The sequence below is a fragment of the Pedobacter agri PB92 genome, from assembly GCF_000258495.1.
GTDB classification, from domain to species: Bacteria; Bacteroidota; Bacteroidia; order Sphingobacteriales; family Sphingobacteriaceae; genus Pedobacter; species Pedobacter agri.
Genome location: NZ_AJLG01000094.1, coordinates 1 through 19,023, shown reverse-complemented (window position 1 = coordinate 19,023; position 19,023 = coordinate 1). Strand labels below are relative to the sequence as shown.

The following is a 19,023-nucleotide window of genomic DNA, read 5'->3' as shown; positions in this document are numbered from 1 at the left end:
AAGCCTTTTTTTATGATTAGAGTGTCGCGAAATTATTTTATTGAAGCAATTTCTTTTTCTACTGCTATTGTTTCTACCGAACTGATGCTTGTTCTTAGCGCTGCAAATTTATCTATGGTTAGCTTCTGTGTTTTGCCCATCACAAGTGTGTGGTTATCGGTTGATCCGCTTAGTTTAAGGTCTGCATTGTCGTTAATTACGGTGTATAAACCTTCGGTACTTGTATTAATTTCTGCATGCGCATTTCCTTTTAAAAAGATTTGAAGATATTGTGTTGTTAATTTGCCTTGAGTTTTAACAATTGCATTCTCTGAAGCTTCAATTCTGAAAATATCATTTACATAGACCAATACTTTCGTTAATCCTTTATCTAATGATGTTATTCTCAGAACATCTCCATCCTGCATAATTTTTGCGGTTCCGGTATTATCTTCAGCGTAAACAACGCCGGTTGTTGCTCTTTGAATGATGGTTACTTCAACATTACCTTTTACTGAAACTCGATGGAAATTGCTGGTTTTTGAAACTTTTACAGTTGGAATTTCAGTAGCAACTGCGCCAGTTGAACCTAAAGCGCTTGATAAAATGATAGCTGCGAATGAAGATGTGATTAGGGTTTTGATTGAGGTTTTCATAATATTTTTGATTAAAAATTAAATGTTAATTAATTGTTATTGAATTGTTTATGTTTATTTATCGTTGTTTGTAGATAAGACGCAACCAGTGGAAAAACGTTGCAGCCCTTTTGTCGATATTATACAAGCCATTGTAAATTCTCGACGAACTGGCGTATATTCAAGACAAAAAAATATTTTCTGATAAGACTGGGGTAAAAAAAAATATAAATGGGTATTCCATTATTCTTTTTCCTTATATTTATAAATATATTCCTATTTAGTTTATGAAGAAAAAGGTTGTACTTGTTCAGGATAATAAGGATATCCTAGAGATTATGGATCAAGTATTGGAGGAGGAGGGTTTTGACGTAACAGCGTCTTTAACAACTGAACCTATTGAGAAAATTGAGAAGATTGAACCGGACGTAGTCATTGTAGATGATCACATCAAAGGAAAAAAGAAAGGTTCGGAAGTGATTAAAGAATTAAAATCTGATCCCGAAACAGAAAACGTTGGCGCCGTATTAACTTCAACATCTAAAGATTTGCCAAAAACTGCCAAAGAATGTAAAGCCGACGACTATATAGAAAAACCATTCGACATCGATCATATGGTAGAGGTAGTAAAGAAAAATGCTTAGCTACCTGTTTAGCGTAGGTTCATAGGTATCGGTATTTACAGTAGCATTTAATTCATGTAAAATTTGATACAAACCAAAGTTCGTACGGTTTACATATATAAAATGTTTTACGCCACGTGCCTGTTTAAATTCAGGCATCTTTGAAATCTTTTCGCCGTAGGCATATAATTGATCAAAAAATTCTGGTTTGCTAAAATCAAAAATCTTGTTAATATATGGTTTTGCAAAAAGGCTGATCATCTCCCGGTAAGATTTATAGTAAAATTCTACCTGCTCTTCGGTATCCTCAGCGTGTATCATATCGAGTTTTCTAAAAGCATCAATCGTTTTAGCCTTATCGTTAATCACATCAGTTGATATTAACGAGAAGAAAGGATAGTAAAAATCATTGGGCATTTCTTTGATGCAACCAAAATCAATTACACCTAAATCTTCATTTGGGGTAATCATAAAGTTTCCAGGATGTGGATCGGCATGTACGGCCCGTAATTCATGCTGCTGGAAATTGTAAAAATCCCAAAGTGCCTGACCAATTTTATTTCTTAACTCCTGAGATGGGTTAGTTTTTAAAAACTCTTTTAAATGCAATCCATCGAGCCAATCCATCGTAATGATCCGTTTTCCTGATAATTCCGGGTAATATTTTGGAAATACAACATGATCAAGATTCTGGCAGTCTTCTGAAAATTGAATGGATCTTCTTACTTCCAATTCATAATCAGTTTCTTCTAATAAACGTTCTTCAACTTCTTTGATATAGATATTGAGTTCTCGTTCAGACATGCCTAATAATCTAAAAGCAAAAGGCTTTACCAATTTTAAATCTGATGAAATACTATCGCCAACACCAGGATACTGGATTTTGACGGCTAATTTTTTGCCGTTTAACGTAGCCTGGTGAACCTGACCAATTGACGCCGCATTGCTCGATTTAAGATTAAAAGTATCGAAAATTTGTTCTGGGGTTTTACCAAAGTTCTTGGTAAACGTTTTTACAATTAAAGGTCCGGAAAGGGGAGGTGCATTATATTGCGACTGGGTAAACTTATCTACATAAGATTTTGGCATGATGTTTTTATCCATGCTTAACATCTGCGCAATCTTTAAGGCACTTCCTTTTAGCTCACTTAATGATTTATAAATATCTGTAGCATTATCTTCATTAAGCTGCTCCCGATCCATATCAGGATTAAACAGTCTTTTTAGAATAATGCTTAATATAGTTACCACCGATTTGGAAACCCGTTTTAACAAATTTTGCTGATCGCTCTACCTTTGTGGTTGGAATACTTTCTTGTGCCTTCATCAACTTTAAAATCCCATCTTTTCTTTAAACTTTCCATTTCGCGATAAAAATTTACCGTAATCGATCAGGTTATCAATTGGCGAATGCTGAAAAAGATCAAATGTTACATTAATTCCTTTTTCAATTGCCTCATCACTCTTCTCAAAACCATCACTGTCATCATTAATCCAGAAATTTACGATAAAAGCAAACTGTACCCAAAGTGCATTTTTATAACGTTTAGTTAGAAATTTACGTTCAGCCAATTCACCGGTATCTAAACCCTCATCAATAACTTCCTGAGCAAAATTTTCGAAAATAGGTTTTACGCCTGACCAAATGCTCGGTGTAGCAACTTTCCCCTGATAATTTCTTAGGCTGTAAATAACGAAACTGCGATCATTTTTTAAATTTTCGAGATAACTATAAAAAAAAGAAAGCATTTTCTCTCTGGAGGTATATTGCAGCCAAACTTCTTGTTCTTTGATTTTGCTAATTGTTTCGAAAGTTAATTCGAACCAAATCGTTTTTTCAATACTTTCGAAAGAAGAATAAAACTGATAAAAATCAGCTTCAGTAATTTTAAGTTTTTTTGCAAAACTGTAAACCGATTTTGGTTTTTCGTTGTTGCTTAAAACATAATCTATATAAGCTGTTCTGATTTGCTGGGCCGTTGCCATAATCACTGGTTTTTACAATAATAACGTTTTAATCATTTGCTTGTTTTATAACGGCTTTTATTTGTTAATCACAAAATTGTAATAATAGCTTTCAAAATAATTGAAAGTTAGTTTTTTAACTAATTAATTTAGTTTTTAAAAGTGTCGTGTGGAAACTTTTTATCAAATTTAAACTAAAAGTATTAGTATAATTGCGTTGTGATATTTAATAAACTACAATAGATATGATTGAGCTAAGCGATTTTTTATATGGCAAATTGGAATTCCCGCAAATATTCGCCGAGCTTTTGGAAACCGATGCGGTGAAGCGCTTATCAGGCATCCATCAGAGCGGCGCTATCTTCTTGGTTAATCCAGATATTTGTCATTCGCGTTTAGAACATACGATTGGAGTTACCATGCTAATTAAGAAGATGGGAGGATCAGAACTGGAACAAATTGCCGGTTTATTGCATGATGTTTCTCATACTGCATTTTCACACGTTGGTGATTATGTTTTCGATCATGTTGATGAAGATTATCATGAAAAAGTTTTTGCTGAAGTAATTTATCGTTCAGAAATTCCTGATGTATTATTGAAATACGGTTACAATGTGAACCAAATCCTTTATGGAACGTTCGATATTTTGGAACAACCTTTACCACTATTGTGTGCTGACCGTTTAGATTACACCCTGCGTGATGCGGTTCACGGGGGGATCATATCCAGACAAAGCGCCCGTGAATTTTTGAGTGCTGTTGTATTAAGTGATGGAAAAATTGCCGTTACTAAAGATGACCAGGTGAAGTGGATTAATGAGGTTTTCGAAAAGTTAAATAATGAAGTTTTTAAACTTCCACTTCATCTATATGCCAACGGTAAAATGGCAGAACTAATTAGAAGTTTCTTAAAAAAAGGACTATTAAAAGAAAGTGATATGTTTAAAACCGATACGCTTTTGCTCAATAAAATCAGAACCACTTTTGAGGGTTATGAAGCAATAAAATCTATTAAGCAATTGCGTGGTTTTGCCGAATTTATTCGCTATGGTGCTGTACCGAAAATTAAATCGAGAACCTTAAAAGCGCTTCTAGTTTAAAATTCACAAATCAACCCCAAACATTGTAAATCATTTTATCGTATATTGTACATAAAAAAGATATGTCGGCTGTTGAAATTATTTTAATTGGGGTGGTGATTTTGTTAATATTTGGTGGTAAAAAGCTGCCTGAACTTATGCGGGGTATCGGTAGAAGTGTAAAAGAGTTTAAGGATGCTAAAGATGAACCAGTAAAATAATTTATCGAATAAAACTTTCTGGGATGTAACGTTGTTTTGTTATAAAATATTTTAAAATGGCCAATCCAGCAAACGATCCCAATAAATCAGAATTTGATAAGAAAAACCAGGAAAATTCCGCACAGGGAATAAATAACTGGAATGACCGACTGGACGAAAACCTTGAGCCTGAAGATCATAATGATCCGGTTGCTGATGAAAATGCCAAAGAGTTTTCCGAAAAACTCGGTAGTGGAAATCAGTCAGACGACGCTAACGGATGAATATATATCATTTAGACGATTTCACTAATCTCTTCAGGTGTTGTGTTATTTGGAAAAAATACCAGGTCATGCGATGAAAAGATCAGATTGGTGTATGATAAAATCCTTTCCAAATCAACAATATCATACAATTGGCCATTTAGCCTTGTAATTGTATGCGCCAATTGATTTCGCTCAGAATCATCCAATTGACTTTCTATTAATCTAAAGCCATCTTTTATCGCATCACAAATATGTTTTTTGAAAAAGAAAAACGCATTTCTATAATTTAATAGTAACGATTCATCTTCGGTTTTCGAATTTTTCAGCTGAAAACGAGCTTTTAATAATTCCTTAAAAAATTCCATCTCAATCTCATCATTTACACGAGCAGGGTAAATTTTTGTAATCAGGCAATGATATAAATTTTCAAATTTTTCCATCTTAAACAGAAGTTAACAATTAATAATGTTGGGATGGATTTATCCACACAATAGGATTTTATCGTGTAAATTCTGCGGGATTGAGCTGTCAATTTTAATTATTAGCCTTCATGAATTTTTATTTTTTTACACGAACCGCCTAGATTATTACATGAATTTAAGTTTTTTAAATATAAAAATGTTAATTAATTGAAAGATATTTCACTTGTATGTGAGAAATAGTATATTGCATATCTATAATACTTCCAAATGAACTTTTTCTCTTAACAGGCTAATTATCGATGAAACGAGCAGGATTATTAGCTTTACTGATATTTTTATTGGTTTCTTTGCGATCTTATGCCCAAAATGTTTCCAACGAAGGAACTGATTTTTGGGCTGTTTTTCCTACGCATGTACCCAGTCAAAACAATAATGCTGAAATTGCTGTGTTTGTAACCTCCAAATACAATTCTGAAGTTACAGTGAGTTGCGGTACCTATGCTGAAACAAAAATTATCCCCGCTAATAAAGCTGTACAATTTAATGTTTTAAGACTTGCAGCTTATGTTAATGAGTACGAATCAAATTCGAATTTAACCAATCGTGGAATTCATATAAAAGTAACAGATGGAATGCCCAAGGTTTCTGCTTATGCCCACATTTGGGGACGGGCGAGATCAGCAGCATCATTAATTCTTCCTTTTGAAACTTTAGGACAAACCTATTATTCGATGAATTATTCACAATCATCGGAGGGAAAAAATTATTTGGCCATTGTCGCCGTTGAAGATAATACCAGCGTTTTAATTCATGAAAAAAGTGGCAATGTTTTACCTGTTACGCTGGCAAAAGCTGGTGATGTTTACGAATACATGGCTGGTAACAGAGATTTAACGGGTGTGTTTGTAGAAACGGATAAAACAAAATCTTCATGTAGACGATTTGCAGCATTTTCCGGAGCATCGGTAATTATGATTGGCGGATGTACTGGCTCACAGGATCCACTATACCAGCAACTATACCCAACAGTAAGTTGGGGACGAAATTATGGCATTGTACCTTTTAGAAACAGAAGATATATCTTAAGGATTCTAGCGCAAGAAGATAACACAACATTCTCTATGAATGGTGTTACTACTACTTTAAATAAAGGGCAATTTTTTGAAAGTAGCACCTTAACCCAGTCAACTTTTATTTCTGCTGATAAATTGATCAGTGTAGCACAGTATTCGCTAACGCAAAATTGTTCTTCGATTGCGGGTACAGCCATTATTGGTGATCCAGAGATGGTCATGTTAAATCCAATTGAGTTTAATATTAAGGCAGTAACGGTATTTTCATCGTCATTAGAATCAATCACAGAACGATACATAAATGTAATCATCAGGAGCAATAAACTTAGTTCATTTAAAATCAACGGTGTGGTACCAAGTGTAAATTGGTCAACACTAATTGGCAATTCTGCTTATTCTTTTGCCCAGATACCGGTATCTGATGAAAGCCTGACGTTAACTGCTGATGATGGATTTAATGCAATTGCTTATGGTTTTGGCAATGCAGAATCTTATTCATATTCAGCTGGAACAAATTTATCATCTAATAATTATTTAACAGTTGTAGATGAAACCAGAAATGAAGAAAGCCCTAATGGTTGTATTGGGCAAACTGTAGATTTTAAAGTGAATTTGCCTTATCAACCCGACTATATTACCTGGACATTAGAAGGGGGTGTTCCGGAAACAATTAATAACCTAACTCCCGAAATAAAGACTACGAATGGGCAAACAACTTATGTTTATAGGTATCCCATAAATAAAACCTATACGCAGGTTGGCGAATATCATTTGGAAGTGGTGGCACACGTTCCTGCAAATACAACAAATTGTACCTCGGGTGATATTACCACGAATTACGTATTTAATATTTATGATCTTCCTGTAACTGCATTTGAAGCGCCTTCAACAAGTTGTGCAAATTCAGAAGTTCAATTTACTGATAAGAGCGATTCGAAAACTAAAGATTTTTCTATTACCAATTGGGTTTGGGATTTTAAAGATGGAAGTACATCAACAGATCAAAATCCTAAGCATGTATTTGCGAAAGAAGGTAAGTATAAAGTATTATTAACCGTAAAATCGGGTACCGGCTGTTATTCTGAGCCTGTGGAAAAGGAAATTGAGATTTATCCTTTACCCTTTTCTGATTTTAAAGCACCGGCAAAAACCTGTACCAATACTGAATTTATCGTCCAGGATTTATCTTCAGTGAGCAATTTAATATCTGTAAATTCTATAAAAAGCTGGAAGTGGGATTTTGGAGATGGTTCGCCAATAGTAAATGATCAAAATCCAAAACATCAATACACTGCAACTGGAAAATATACGATCTCATTGATTACTACCTCGGCAAGAGATTGTGTTAGCGAGGTAAAGAAGTGGGATATTACAGTTACTGAACTACCAAAAATTGGCTTTAATATGCCAGATATTTGTTTGAGGGATGCGGTTGCAACATTTACAAATACTTCTGTAAATGAAGATGGTTCGACTACAGGGCTAACCTATGCCTGGGATTTCGGCGATAAATATTTAACCGGAACGGATTTAGCAAAGAACTCATCGGCTGATAGAAATGGAACCCATACTTACACCAGAGCAGACGATTATAATGTTACTTTAACGATAACCAATGAAAATGGTTGTATCACTACGATTACGCAAAAGTTTACAGTGAACGGATCCGTTCCCAGAGCTAATTTCGAGCCTTTAGCTAACAATAACTATTGCAGCAATAATATTTTTTCTATCAAAAACACCTCTACCGTAGATTTTGGAAAAATTACTAAAATAGAAGTTTATAAAGATATTGTTAATGATCCATCAAATTTTGAAACGTTTACTTATCCAATTCCTGAACAGATTGACTTAACTTATGAAACATTCGGATCGCCCGATACCAAAGATTATCAGGTTAAAGTTGTCGCTTATTCCGGAGGGCAGTGTTCGGATTTTGTTGTAAAGCAATTCACCCTTAACGCATCACCGTCAGTTTCTGTTGATGAAATTTTGCCAGTTTGCGAAAATGATGGGAATGTATTATTTAATCAATTTCATGTAACTAACGGCATTGCAGGCACTGGTATATATTCAAGTGATGGGAAAGGATTACAGGCGGATGGAACTTTTAACCCAAAACTTGCGGGTGTCGGTTCGCATAATATTACCTATACATTTACTGCCAACAATGGTTGTACGGCATCGGTAACTAAATCTATTTTTGTTAATAAATCTCCGGTGGTGGATGGTGGCCCAATTATTTATATATTAGCAGGAGGAGAAATACAAATTCCGGCAGAAGCAGTAGGAAAGGGTTTGAGTTATGAATGGTTGCCCGCAACCGGATTAAGTGATAGTAAAATTCTTAATCCAATCGCTTCCCCTGAGAAAGATACAGAATACACTTTAACCGTTACAACAAATCCTGATCAATGTACGGCTGTGACGCATGTTTCAGTTAAAGTATTGCAATCGGTGAATCCGCCAAGCAGCTTTACACCAAACGGCGATGGTTACAATGATGTTTGGAATATTAAGTTTCTGGAAACGTACCCGAATGCAACTGTTGAGGTTTTCAACAGAAATGGTAATAGAATTTTCTTTAGCAATGGATATAAAATTCCCTTTGATGGGAATTTCCAGAATGAACAGCTTCCTGTCGGGGTTTATTACTATATTATCAATCCGAGAAATGGAAGAAAAACAGTAACAGGACCGCTCACTATAATTAGATAAAATTGAAAAAGTATATCGCCCTATTAGCCATTCTAATTTCTGTTAAGGCTTTTTCACAACAAAAGCCACAGTACACGCAATACATTTTTAATCAATATTTACTTAACCCGGCACTTTCTGGTATTGAGAATTACATAGATTTTAAAGCGGGATATAGAAAACAATGGGCTGGTATTAATGATGCTCCTCAAACTTCTTTTGTTTCCGCTCACTGGGCATTGGGCAATAACCAATTATGGAGTAATGCACTAACTTCATTTCCTGAGCAAACAGGTAACCCGATGGATAGAAACTATACGCAAAATTATAGTTCATCTCCTTCTCATCATGGAATGGGGGTAACTGCCGTTTTGGATAAAACAGGGCCCATAAAAAGACTTGATGCAAACCTGACCTACGCATATCATCTGCAGTTAAGTAATAGTTTTAACTTGTCGGCGGGTGTAGCTGCAGGCTTATCAAGCATATCTTTAGATATTAATGCATTAACTTTTGAAAATCCTAACGAACCATCATTAAACAGGGCCATTACGAGTCAGTTACGGCCTGATTTAAGCATCGGACTTTGGTTATACGGAGCGAGAATGTTTGCAGGCGTATCAGCGCAACAGGTTTTATCTCAAAAACTCAGTTTTTCTGGCGATGATTCTTACAATCTTGGAAAAGCAGTGCCTCATTTTTTCGCTACGGCAGGTTACAAATTTTTCCTCGATGAAGAAATTGCTGCCATTCCATCGGTGATGGTTAAATACGTACAACCCAGCCCCGTTTCCGTTGATTTGAATATGAAACTCGCTTTTAGAGATAAAATTTGGTTGGGTGGAAGTTACCGCAAAGATGATTCATTTTCGGCAATGGCAGGCTTCAACATCGGAAAAATGGTGAATCTTACTTACTCATATGATTTTACCACTTCAGATCTTAATCAGGTAAGTAACGGAAGCCACGAGATTGTTTTAGGATTACTGCTCAACAACATCTACAAAGTACCTTCATATATTAGGATGTGGTAACTCTGTTTCAATAGCTAATTACCTTTCATGTTTAGATATTAACTAATAGCTAAATTTTCATTTAACGAGCTAATTAAAGTTCTTTTCTTAGTCTGGCTACAGGTATATTCATTTGCTCGCGGTATTTTGCAACTGTTCTCCGGGCAATGTTGTAACCTCTTTCCTTTAAAATTTCAGTTAGTTTTTCGTCGGCTAAAGGCTTACGTTTATCCTCATTGCCAATGCAGTCTTCCAAAATTTTCTTAACCTCTTTGTTTGATACTTCTTCTCCATTTTCTGTTTGAATAGCTTCAGAGAAAAAAGATTTCAATAAAAATGTACCAAACTCCGTTTGAACATACTTAGAATTTGCCACCCTTGATACTGTGGAGATATCCATGTCGATTTTATCAGCAATATCTTTTAAAATCATCGGACGCATTTTACGTTCATCAGCAGTTAAAAAATATTCGTACTGATAATGCATAATCGCATTCATAGTTTTAAGTAAGGTTTGTTGCCTTTGCTTAATCGCATCAATAAACCATTTAGCAGAGTCGAGTTTTTGTTTTACGAACTGAACGGCTTCTTTAAGTTTTTTATCTTTGGAAGATGCTTTGTCATAATGCTCAAACATCTCCTGGTAAGAACGGCTAACCTTTAGTTCAGGAGCATTTTTCGAATTAAGAGTTAAAATCAAAACGCCATCATTATTACTGATATGAAAATCAGGTATGATTTGCATTTGCTTGGTAGTTACCTGGTTTGCATCGCCCGGTTTTGGATTTAAACGCAGAATTTCATTAACAACCTCCTTAAGTTCTTCGCTATCCAGATTTAAACTTTTTTCCAGTTTATCATAATGTTTCCTGGTAAATTCATCCAGGTAGTTTTCTACAACATTCATTGCTTTCACAATGATCGGATTGCTCTGATCTTTCCTTTTCAACTGAATTAAAAGGCACTCTTTAAGGTCGCGGGCACCAATTCCGGGAGGATCAAAACTTTGGATCAATCTCAGCATTTCAAGCACATCTTCTTCCTCCACCATTACGTTTTGAGAAAATGCCAGGTCATCAATCATTGAACCCAGTGGGCGACGTAGATAACCATCATCATCAAGGCTACCAATAATTTGTTTTCCAACAATAAAATCCTGATCGGATAAGGGAATAAGGTCTAATTGTTCCTGAAGACTTTCGAAAAACGTACTTTCGATGGCGATAGGAGTTTCTTTCTTCTCCTCATCATCATCGCCATTATTGTAATTTGTACTGTAGTCATTGGTGTTGTCATCCTGCAGATAATCATCTACATTAAACTCATCCATACTATTCTCTTCAGATGGGCCATCGAAATCATCAGGTCCGTCATTTAGATCATCATATTCATTTTTAGGCTCATCTTGCGTCATTAAACTCGGATCTTCCAAAGCAGGATTATCCTCTAATTCTTCCTTTACGCGGGTATCTAAAGCAACGGTTGGCACCTGTAACAACTTTATAAACTGAATTTGTTGAGGTGATAACTTTTGAAGTAATTTTTGTTGTAAATGTTGCTTTAGCATATTTTAAAGTAAGAATTGGAGCAAAAATAAACAAATCATTTCAGATATTCTTTAGAATTGATCTAAATGAGTTGGAATGTTTCGGTTTTAAATTGTTTGCTAAACATTTGTATTGAGTATAATGTTTGTTACTTTTACAAATTATATAAACTAAACAAAAATTTATGAATATTGTAAAAGAATTTAAGGAATTCGCCATAAAGGGAAATGCCTTCGATTTAGCCGTTGGGGTTATTATAGGCGGCGCTTTCGGTAAAATTGTTACTTCTGTGATTGAAGATTTAATTATGCCGGTAGTAGCTGCGATGGTTGGTAAACCAGATTTTAGCAGTATTTATTTTGCAATGGGTAAAGGTGCTGAATCAATTCCTGCTGGCGCATCGCTGGCTGATGCAAAAAAAGCGGCTCCAGATGCTGCGATATTTGCGTATGGTAACTTTATTACAGTAGCCATTAACTTTTATTGTTGGCATTGGTTGTTTTTATGATGGTAAAGGCGATCAATAAAATGAAAAAGAAAGAAGAAGCTGCGGCAGTAGTGGCACCACCAGCACCACCAAAAGAAGAAGTTTTATTAACAGAAATAAGAGATTTGTTAAAAGCAAAAGCATAAATAATAAGAGATCTGCCAAATTTTGGCAGATCTTTTTATTTAAAAGCTTCTTTTGATACTCGGATCTGTGATAATAATATAATCACCAAGACTTTTATATTTCCCCCAATCCGGGCTTTCAAAATCTTCACTACTGAAAGACGAAATATTTAAAATATTTAATTTTGGCGAGTATTTCTGCAGTTTCGCTAAAGTGCCTAGTTTTTCATCGCTGTGAAAGCGGCCGTTTAAATGCAAAACCTTACTGCTGTTAGTGGTTTTAAAGGATTTAGCAATAGACCATGCCATTGTTGCATCCCAGAAATTTTGTGTTTGATAAATTTTCATCGAGCCCATGTTATGTCCGCCTAATAAATCAGCGAACTTTTCCAGATATCGCCCAGTGGCAGTATCTACCGGTATTGGTGGAAGTATCTCGAGTGATGACTTTGGAAAATTTTTTAAAATATCCAGTCCACTTTTTGTAACGGCATTGCTGTAACGTGTAGCTGCATTTGCTGCTATTACCGGCAGCTTATTTGTTTTTGCATATTCTATTAATGGCTGATAATCTTTATAATTAGACCACGCTCTTCCTTCCTTAACGAAGTTTTTTTCTGATATCAGTCCTGCCAGATATTCATCAACAACAGGTTGAATATCCGTATGGAACATTTCTAAACTAAGCGTAATTTTACCAGGATAAGCCTCGTTTAGTTTTTGAAGATGGTGGCTTCTAACATATGGCCTATTGAGTCGTTATGTTCTTCTCCAAAAAACAATACATCATTATTTTTCATGTCTTTGATAATATCATCAATAGCTATATTTTTTTGTTTCTTAGTGTCGTAAACTTTATAGCTTAAAGCAGCTTCCTGAGAAAATAATGGTATAGAAATTATTGTGAAAAGAATAAGCAGTAAATATTTCATGCCCTCAAAATAGGAAAATAATTTCACCGATGAAATCATGCAGCTTACCGCTTTTTCGCTGATGCTCATCATAAACGGTATATATACAAATGCAATGAATAAATATATTTGATTATTAATAATTCAACACATGGAAAATATGAATGAAACTAAACCAATTAAAAGTTCAGGAAGAGTGCTGAGCGGTTTAGTAATTATAATAATAGGCTTAGCCTTTCTTCTGGACAATATGGGTTTAAATATTCCGCATTGGGTATTTAGCTTTTGGACGTTTTTGATTGCATTGGGGGTATTTCTTGGTGTAAGGCGTAATTTTAAAGGAGTTGGGTGGTTAATATTAATCCTTTTTGGTGTTTACCAAACTGTTGATGACATGGGGTTTGATTTTGATGTATCAAAATATGCGCTTGGATTTGGTCTTGTAATTATCGGTGGATTTTTAATATTGAAGCCACGGGATAAAAAGTCGTTTAAAGATAATTTCAAAAATGAATTTGGCGGTGGAGTAGGTGAGAATGCCGAGTTCAAAGCTGCTGATAAAAATTCGAATTCGAATGACATTATTGATGTAACAGCAGTTTTTGGGGGTTCAAATCAAACTGTTTACTCGAAAAATTTTAAAGGAGGAGATATCACCACTGTTTTCGGCGGAGCGGATATCATTATGACTCAAGCCGATTTCAATGATTCAGTTTCAATTGATGTAACCGCTGTTTTTGGAGGTATTAAATTAATCGTTCCTCCCAACTGGGCTATAAAATCGAATGTAACGGCAATCTTCGGAAGTGTAGAAGATAAGAGAGGACACATGCTTCCAGTAGATCAAATGCAAAAAACTTTAATTTTAGATGGTACGGTGCTATTCGGGGGCATCGAAATTAAAAGTTTTTAAACCAAAACTAAAATATATGGCGAGTTGCAATACTCGCCATTTTAACTCATCCTAACATTAACTAATCAAATCTCTCTTGACAACTAGACCGCTTTCCATACCACGAATACAGAAAACTTCTTTGGCTATTGCCATTGCGTGGTTCATTTTATGTAGTGTGGGTTTACATTATGTGGTAAACTTTTCGTGGTTAATCTCTTTAGCTGATAGCTTTTTGAGTAATTTTCTGTTGGTGATGGCCTGTATTGCCATAAGCAATATGTTGGGATATTATCAGCCCAAAAACGAGCGGATTTTGTATGTATTGATTATTACCCTGGCGTTAACCTTTGTAATTATTTATGCAGCAAAATATGCCATTTTCTACATATTTACCGATTTTAAAGAATATTTAGATTTTTACAATTTTTCCTTTGCATTTCGCGGCTTAATTTCTTTTATGTGTTTGGGCTGGTGTGCGCTAGCAAATATTTTATGGTACAGGTTAGAAGAACAGTCTGAAACCCATGAACGGCTTTCGGCGGCTAAAAGCTTAGCGAAGGAGGCTGAGCTAAACAAATTAAGGCATCAACTTCAGCCTCATTTTTTGTTTAATAGCTTAAATTCGGTATTTGCGCTTACTATGGTAAACCCGAAAGAAGCTGGGGTGATGATTACGAAGCTGGCTTCTTTTTTAAGGGGGACTTTAAAACGTGATGATGAATTATGGGTTTCTGTTGAAGAAGAAATGGAATACATCCAATTGTATCTGGATATCGAAAAGGTTAGGTTTAGCCATCGATTAAATATTGAGGTTAACGTTGCTGATGATACTTTGAATTTATCTTTGCCCGGGACCTTATTACAACCGATAGTGGAAAACGCCATAAAGTTTGGTTTATATAATACATCTGCAGGAATTACTATAAAAGTTGATGTAACGGTAGATCGTAATATCTTAGCGTTACGCGTTCAAAATCCGTTTGACCCAGAGATGAAAGCAGCCGGTGGAACGGGTTTTGGTTTAAGTGCTATTAAACGTCGATTATATTTATTATTTGCAAATCCACATTTGCTGCAAACCGAAATTGAAGCAAATAATTTATATATTACCACCCTAAAAATTCCCCAAACAAATGATCAGAACGATACTAATTGATGATGAACCTTTAGCGAGAGATATTGTTAAATATTATCTGACCGATCATCCTGAAATTGAGATTGTTGCAGAGTGTTGCGATGGCTTTGAAGGATTAAAAGCAATAAGCCTGCATAAGCCTGATTTAATTTTCTTAGATATTCAGATGCCAAAAATTAGTGGCTTTGAAATGCTCGAGTTAGTGGAAGATAAGCCTGCAGTGATTTTTACAACGGCTTTTGATGAATATGCCATCAAAGCGTTTGAAGTTAATGCAGTTGATTATTTGCTCAAACCGATTGATAAAGGCCGTTTTGATACAGCCATCAAAAAACTGCCTTCCAGATTGAATCAAACCGAAAATACCGAAGCGGTGTTAGATGCTGCGGCATTAAGCCCGGCACAAAATAACAGGGTGGTAGTGAAAAAAGACGGTGTAATTAAAATTATTCCTACCGGAGATATCAACTACCTGGAAGCAGATGATGATTATGTGAAATTAAGCACCGCTGATGGCTCCTTCTACAAAAATAAAACGATGGCATACTTCGAACAAACTTTAGATTCCAGCCAGTTCATTCGCATCCATCGGTCATACATCATCAACCTGGCACAGGTAACTAAAATAGAATTGAAAGAAAAAGACAGTTACGTAGTTTTGCTTAAATCGGATATTTGGTTGCCAGTTAGTAAAACAGGTTATGTTAAACTGAAGGCAGCTTTGGGTTTATAAAAATTCAATATAAGTTTGAGGCCATTAGAAACCGATTTTTAAAAAGAATTATTACATTTGTTTTTCAAATAAAAATAAAAACTAAACAGACTTGCATTTGTAGAGAAATCGCTTTATATTTGCACCTCTTAATTTTGAAATTATAATAAGATAATATACAGTCATGAAAAGAACATACCAACCTTCGCAAAGAAAGAGAAGAAACAAACACGGCTTCCGCGAAAGAATGGCAACAGCTAACGGCAGACGAGTATTAGCATCACGTCGTGCTAAAGGAAGAAAAAGATTAACAGTTTCTGACGAACGCAAGCATAAAGCATAATTTTTGATTGCTTTCCGGGTAACCGGAACGGGCAGATCAAAATCTGCAATTATCAATCAAAAATATATGTACACATTCAAAAAAGAAGAACGGTTATGTAGCAGAAGATATTTAGATCTGCTATTTAAAAACGGTTCTTCTTTTTTATTATACCCATTTCGTATCTCTTACCTTTTTGTTGATGAAGCTTCAAGTGTTCAGGCACAAGTTGTAATCAATGTACCAAAGAAGAGATATAAGCGAGCAGTAGACCGCAATCTGCTTAAACGTCGCATCCGCGAAGCCTATCGCCTAAACAAAAAAGAATCTTTTTATACTCAATTACCTACAGATAAAGGCCTGTTGCTTTTCTCAATACAATTCGTTGGAAAAGAAAAATATGAATTTACTTTTATTGAAAAAAAGTTATTAGCTACATTCAAGCGTTTTAAAACTTTAGTTCTTCCCAATGAAGCTGATCAATAAAATTTTTTCCTGGTTTTTTTTAGGCTTGATCAAGGTTTATCAATATGCCATTTCCCCCATGTTGGGAGCAAACTGCAGATTTACCCCAACCTGTTCGCAATACGGAATTGAAGCTATTCGCAAGCATGGCCCGTTTAAAGGTGGTTGGCTGGCGTTAAAACGTATCGGTCGTTGTCATCCCTGGGGAGCGCATGGGCATGATCCGGTACCTTAATAAATTCCTTCGCTGAATTGGTGGACCTATCATTATGCCTTTCTTCAGAGCGTCTTTAGTTTGTAATAGATTTTAATTTCTGATTAAGATTTTCAGCTTCTAAATCCATTTTACAATTTTTAATATCTTTGCCGCATGGCTACAATACTTCAAATAGAAACTGCTACTCAGGTTTGTTCAGTTGCATTATCAATTGATGGAAAAACAATTTGTGTAAAAGAAGAAATTGGGCAAAATCTTCACGCCAGTAACTTAACACTTTTTATTGAGGATGTAATTCATGCCGCTAAACTCACCTATCAAGATTTAGATGCAATTGCCATAAGCAAAGGCCCGGGCTCGTATACCGGTTTAAGAATTGGAGTATCTACCGCTAAGGGTTTATGTTACGCCCTGGATAAACCTTTAATTGCCATCGAAACCTTAAAAATGATGGCAGCTGGCTTTATTGCCGAAAATCAATTTTCAGGATTAATATGCCCAATGATTGATGCCAGGAGGATGGAGGTTTACACCGCTGTTTTTGATACTGAATTGAATGCTTTAGAACCTACCTCTGCTAAAATTATTAATGAAACAAGTTTCGGTAATTTGCTGGCAACTAATCAGATTACATTTTTTGGAGATGGCGCTGCAAAATGCGTAGAAACTTTGCAACAATCTAACGCAAGTTTTAGTGAAGCCAATTTTAACTCAGCGAAATATATGTCATTGTTGGCAAATCAAGCGTTTCAACAATCTGATTTTGAAGACATTGCTTATTTCGAGCCTTTTTATTTAAAAGATTTTGTAGTTACACAACCTAAAAAGAAAGTTTGATTATTTTCTTTTAAAAATTGAAAACAAGTTTTTAAAGAAGCTGCCTTCGTTTTGATCATTAATGCCAGGCATAGTATCGCTGAATTGAGGATGATTTACCACATTCCCGAACTTAATTCCGATACCCATGTAAATCGAAGCACCATTCGGACCCTTACCTACATCTGCAGTACTATTGATGATTCCTCTTGCCTGGTTTACGGAAGAAAATAAATTGTCTGTGCCTCCAAAAAGTTCAAAATTAGGTGTTTGGTACTTGCCCTGTAATCCAACCATAAAGATATTGTTTAGATTATAAGCCGGTGTAACACTTGCAGAAAGATTATTATAATTGAAAGTATTTATAAACGCAATATCTCCACCTTTATAAAACAGATTTTTAGATACAACGAGCCCGGGTTTGTAAAAACCATAGGTTTTGGAAATATAAACATCAAGCTTTGCGTTTGTAGCTGCCAAAAACTTTTTGCTTTGCTGAGAGAGCAGAAAAATATCTTTAATCTCTTGATTGGTGTTTGATTGATTATCGTTTAGGTCTTCGATGAATTTTTGCGTATTCACGGTTGTGCGTTGAGTTCCGCTTCTCCACCAGATGAAACCAAGATCTTTAACATTGGCCATTAAAAACAAGCCTTTTTTGCTGGTATAATTTGTGCCAAAACTAAGAGATAAACCAGGGTTTTTGAAGTTAGGAAAAAATGTTTTCTTATCAACTTCATCTAAATCATAGAAGTTGCTTGAATAGGTTCCATCTACTCCAATTAATAATGAATTTGTTTCAGGACTGATGTACAAATTTGAATGAGCGACATTTAAATCTGTATATACAATTCCACTCAATAAACTCGCCTTGGCACCAAAGGCAAGTCTTTTGTTATAATTCTCCCGGTAAGAAAAACTAAATTGGTGATAAGCTTGCTGATAGCCTTTTGTATTAAATATATCCCTCAGATCGGTATTTGTAGGGAAGCGGGTAAAGGTATCGAAAATAGCAAGGGTTTCATTGGTGTAATCGATGTGCGCATCAGATCGAATTTGCCAGGCAAAGCCCATTTCTTTTTGATATTTGTACGATTTGAATAATCTAAAAGTTGCAACATAAATATTGCTGTTGGTATATAGATTATTGATCTCACCATTACCAATGGATAGTGATTCAGTATCATAAACTCCTGCCTGAGAAATTCTTCTGACAGAATAAGCTGAGTTGCCTCTGTTTGCAGCATTTGTTCCAAAATAAGGGAGAAAAAAATTAGAAGAGAATTTTCTCGATGAATCCAGCGTAAATGACTTTTGAGATGGATTTTCGAAAGCGTCAAACATGGTTTTTGTGCCAAAAAGCGCATACTGCTGGGCATTTACATTTTTGAAGCTGGCGATAATGACTAAGGCAAGTAAGAGTTTCTTAGTGTGTACGT

Annotated in this window: 21 protein-coding genes and 1 pseudogene; 14 read left to right on the top strand and 8 right to left on the bottom strand. The window is 35.3% G+C overall.

What is annotated here, in order from left to right:
- Window positions 1-32: 32 nt before the first annotated feature.
- Window positions 33-635 (bottom strand): GIN domain-containing protein, encoded by a 603-nt coding sequence (locus tag ON09_RS24300; protein ID WP_010601740.1) that lies wholly within the window; start codon window positions 633-635, stop codon window positions 33-35.
- A gap of 266 nt (window positions 636-901) precedes the next feature.
- Between ON09_RS24300 and ON09_RS14240 the strand changes: the two genes are divergently transcribed.
- Window positions 902-1,258, top strand: a complete 357-nt coding sequence (locus ON09_RS14240; protein WP_010601739.1) for a response regulator — start codon at window positions 902-904, stop codon at window positions 1,256-1,258.
- On the opposite strand, the gene ON09_RS14235 is transcribed toward ON09_RS14240, so the two are convergent.
- The gene (locus ON09_RS14235) at window positions 1,259-2,488 is read right to left on the bottom strand and encodes an ABC1 kinase family protein (protein WP_238533691.1); all 1,230 of its coding nucleotides are present in this window, start codon (window positions 2,486-2,488) and stop codon (window positions 1,259-1,261) included.
- Between the two features lie 81 nt (window positions 2,489-2,569).
- Window positions 2,570-3,223 carry a TetR/AcrR family transcriptional regulator gene (locus ON09_RS14230; protein WP_010601738.1) on the bottom strand — a complete coding sequence of 218 codons (654 nt, stop codon included), beginning with the start codon at window positions 3,221-3,223 and terminating at the stop codon, window positions 2,570-2,572.
- A 224-nt stretch (window positions 3,224-3,447) separates the two neighbouring features.
- Here ON09_RS14230 and ON09_RS14225 point away from each other — a divergent pair, with 224 nt between their 5' ends.
- From ON09_RS14225 to ON09_RS14215, 3 genes are all read left to right on the top strand, one after another.
- Complete coding sequence (locus ON09_RS14225; RefSeq protein WP_010601737.1) at window positions 3,448-4,302, top strand: HD domain-containing protein; 855 nt, start codon at window positions 3,448-3,450, stop codon at window positions 4,300-4,302.
- Between the two features lie 62 nt (window positions 4,303-4,364).
- Window positions 4,365-4,502, top strand: a complete 138-nt coding sequence (locus ON09_RS24845; RefSeq protein ID WP_010601736.1) for a Sec-independent protein translocase subunit TatA/TatB — start codon at window positions 4,365-4,367, stop codon at window positions 4,500-4,502.
- 56 nt (window positions 4,503-4,558) lie between these two features.
- Complete coding sequence (locus tag ON09_RS14215; protein ID WP_010601735.1) at window positions 4,559-4,765, top strand: hypothetical protein; 207 nt, start codon at window positions 4,559-4,561, stop codon at window positions 4,763-4,765.
- An 11-nt stretch (window positions 4,766-4,776) separates the two neighbouring features.
- Here ON09_RS14215 and ON09_RS14210 read toward each other — a convergent pair whose 3' ends face one another.
- On the bottom strand, window positions 4,777-5,187 hold the full coding sequence (locus ON09_RS14210; RefSeq protein ID WP_010601734.1) for a hypothetical protein: 411 nt from the start codon (window positions 5,185-5,187) through the stop codon (window positions 4,777-4,779).
- A 281-nt stretch (window positions 5,188-5,468) separates the two neighbouring features.
- Between ON09_RS14210 and ON09_RS14205 the strand changes: the two genes are divergently transcribed.
- Window positions 5,469-8,960 (top strand): PKD domain-containing protein, encoded by a 3,492-nt coding sequence (locus ON09_RS14205; protein WP_010601733.1) that lies wholly within the window; start codon window positions 5,469-5,471, stop codon window positions 8,958-8,960.
- A 2-nt stretch (window positions 8,961-8,962) separates the two neighbouring features.
- Entirely contained in the window at window positions 8,963-9,973 is a 1,011-nt protein-coding gene (locus tag ON09_RS14200; RefSeq protein WP_010601732.1) for a PorP/SprF family type IX secretion system membrane protein, read from the top strand.
- A gap of 73 nt (window positions 9,974-10,046) precedes the next feature.
- Here the strand turns inward: ON09_RS14200 and rpoN are convergent, their stop codons facing one another.
- On the bottom strand, window positions 10,047-11,519 hold the full coding sequence (rpoN, locus tag ON09_RS14195) for an RNA polymerase factor sigma-54 (RefSeq protein WP_010601731.1): 1,473 nt from the start codon (window positions 11,517-11,519) through the stop codon (window positions 10,047-10,049).
- Window positions 11,520-11,683: 164 nt separating this feature from the next.
- Here rpoN and mscL point away from each other — a divergent pair.
- A pseudogene (gene mscL / locus ON09_RS14190) lies at window positions 11,684-12,132 on the top strand (large conductance mechanosensitive channel protein MscL).
- Window positions 12,133-12,171: 39 nt separating this feature from the next.
- On the opposite strand, the gene ON09_RS14185 reads toward mscL, so the two are convergent.
- Window positions 12,172-12,786 (bottom strand): ChaN family lipoprotein, encoded by a 615-nt coding sequence (locus ON09_RS14185; protein WP_010601728.1) that lies wholly within the window; start codon window positions 12,784-12,786, stop codon window positions 12,172-12,174.
- A gap of 38 nt (window positions 12,787-12,824) precedes the next feature.
- The gene (locus ON09_RS26130; RefSeq protein WP_238533690.1) at window positions 12,825-13,115 is read right to left on the bottom strand and encodes a ChaN family lipoprotein; all 291 of its coding nucleotides are present in this window, start codon (window positions 13,113-13,115) and stop codon (window positions 12,825-12,827) included.
- 58 nt (window positions 13,116-13,173) lie between these two features.
- Between ON09_RS26130 and ON09_RS14175 the strand changes: the two genes are divergently transcribed.
- The 7 genes from ON09_RS14175 to tsaB all read left to right on the top strand — a co-directional run bounded on the left by ON09_RS14175 (window position 13,174) and on the right by tsaB (window position 17,605).
- Window positions 13,174-13,935, top strand: a complete 762-nt coding sequence (locus ON09_RS14175; protein ID WP_010601726.1) for a LiaF transmembrane domain-containing protein — start codon at window positions 13,174-13,176, stop codon at window positions 13,933-13,935.
- A 76-nt stretch (window positions 13,936-14,011) separates the two neighbouring features.
- On the top strand, window positions 14,012-15,073 hold the full coding sequence (locus ON09_RS14170) for a sensor histidine kinase (RefSeq protein WP_238533689.1): 1,062 nt from the start codon (window positions 14,012-14,014) through the stop codon (window positions 15,071-15,073).
- The gene (locus tag ON09_RS14165; protein WP_010601724.1) at window positions 15,051-15,785 is read left to right on the top strand and encodes a LytR/AlgR family response regulator transcription factor; all 735 of its coding nucleotides are present in this window, start codon (window positions 15,051-15,053) and stop codon (window positions 15,783-15,785) included. The genes ON09_RS14170 and ON09_RS14165 overlap by 23 nt, the downstream gene beginning before the upstream one ends.
- A gap of 163 nt (window positions 15,786-15,948) precedes the next feature.
- Entirely contained in the window at window positions 15,949-16,107 is a 159-nt protein-coding gene (gene rpmH / locus ON09_RS14160) for a 50S ribosomal protein L34 (RefSeq protein WP_010601723.1), read from the top strand.
- A 66-nt stretch (window positions 16,108-16,173) separates the two neighbouring features.
- A complete protein-coding gene (locus ON09_RS14155; protein WP_039842483.1) occupies window positions 16,174-16,572 on the top strand; it encodes a ribonuclease P protein component in 399 nt (132 codons plus the stop codon).
- Window positions 16,556-16,786, top strand: coding sequence for a membrane protein insertion efficiency factor YidD (gene yidD / locus ON09_RS14150; protein ID WP_010601721.1), 231 nt, complete (start codon window positions 16,556-16,558; stop codon window positions 16,784-16,786). Before ON09_RS14155 ends, yidD begins: the two co-directional genes overlap by 17 nt.
- 135 nt (window positions 16,787-16,921) lie before the next feature.
- Entirely contained in the window at window positions 16,922-17,605 is a 684-nt protein-coding gene (tsaB, locus tag ON09_RS14145) for a tRNA (adenosine(37)-N6)-threonylcarbamoyltransferase complex dimerization subunit type 1 TsaB (RefSeq protein WP_010601720.1), read from the top strand.
- Here the strand turns inward: tsaB and ON09_RS14140 are convergent.
- Window positions 17,606-19,023, bottom strand: a 1,418-nt coding sequence (locus tag ON09_RS14140; RefSeq protein ID WP_010601719.1) for a DUF5723 family protein, incomplete at its 5' end; no start/stop codon positions are given. It lies immediately after the preceding gene.

Bases quoted from the DNA above. Each gene is read 5' to 3' on its own strand.
- ON09_RS14205 (WP_010601733.1), top strand. From the start codon at position 5,469: ATGAAACGAGCAGGATTATTAGCTTTACTGATATTTTTATTGGTTTCT.
- ON09_RS24300 (WP_010601740.1), bottom strand. From the start codon at position 635: ATGAAAACCTCAATCAAAACCCTAATCACATCTTCATTCGCAGCTATC.
- ON09_RS24845 (WP_010601736.1), top strand. From the start codon at position 4,365: ATGTCGGCTGTTGAAATTATTTTAATTGGGGTGGTGATTTTGTTAATA.
- ON09_RS26130 (WP_238533690.1), bottom strand. From the start codon at position 13,115: ATGATGAGCATCAGCGAAAAAGCGGTAAGCTGCATGATTTCATCGGTG.
- ON09_RS14230 (WP_010601738.1), bottom strand. From the start codon at position 3,223: ATGGCAACGGCCCAGCAAATCAGAACAGCTTATATAGATTATGTTTTA.
- ON09_RS14240 (WP_010601739.1), top strand. From the start codon at position 902: ATGAAGAAAAAGGTTGTACTTGTTCAGGATAATAAGGATATCCTAGAG.
- tsaB (WP_010601720.1), top strand. From the start codon at position 16,922: ATGGCTACAATACTTCAAATAGAAACTGCTACTCAGGTTTGTTCAGTT.
- ON09_RS14225 (WP_010601737.1), top strand. From the start codon at position 3,448: ATGATTGAGCTAAGCGATTTTTTATATGGCAAATTGGAATTCCCGCAA.
- rpmH (WP_010601723.1), top strand. From the start codon at position 15,949: ATGAAAAGAACATACCAACCTTCGCAAAGAAAGAGAAGAAACAAACAC.
- ON09_RS14215 (WP_010601735.1), top strand. From the start codon at position 4,559: ATGGCCAATCCAGCAAACGATCCCAATAAATCAGAATTTGATAAGAAA.
- ON09_RS14175 (WP_010601726.1), top strand. From the start codon at position 13,174: ATGGAAAATATGAATGAAACTAAACCAATTAAAAGTTCAGGAAGAGTG.
- rpoN (WP_010601731.1), bottom strand. From the start codon at position 11,519: ATGCTAAAGCAACATTTACAACAAAAATTACTTCAAAAGTTATCACCT.
- ON09_RS14210 (WP_010601734.1), bottom strand. From the start codon at position 5,187: ATGGAAAAATTTGAAAATTTATATCATTGCCTGATTACAAAAATTTAC.
- ON09_RS14155 (WP_039842483.1), top strand. From the start codon at position 16,174: ATGTACACATTCAAAAAAGAAGAACGGTTATGTAGCAGAAGATATTTA.
- ON09_RS14165 (WP_010601724.1), top strand. From the start codon at position 15,051: ATGATCAGAACGATACTAATTGATGATGAACCTTTAGCGAGAGATATT.
- ON09_RS14185 (WP_010601728.1), bottom strand. From the start codon at position 12,786: ATGTTCCATACGGATATTCAACCTGTTGTTGATGAATATCTGGCAGGA.
- yidD (WP_010601721.1), top strand. From the start codon at position 16,556: ATGAAGCTGATCAATAAAATTTTTTCCTGGTTTTTTTTAGGCTTGATC.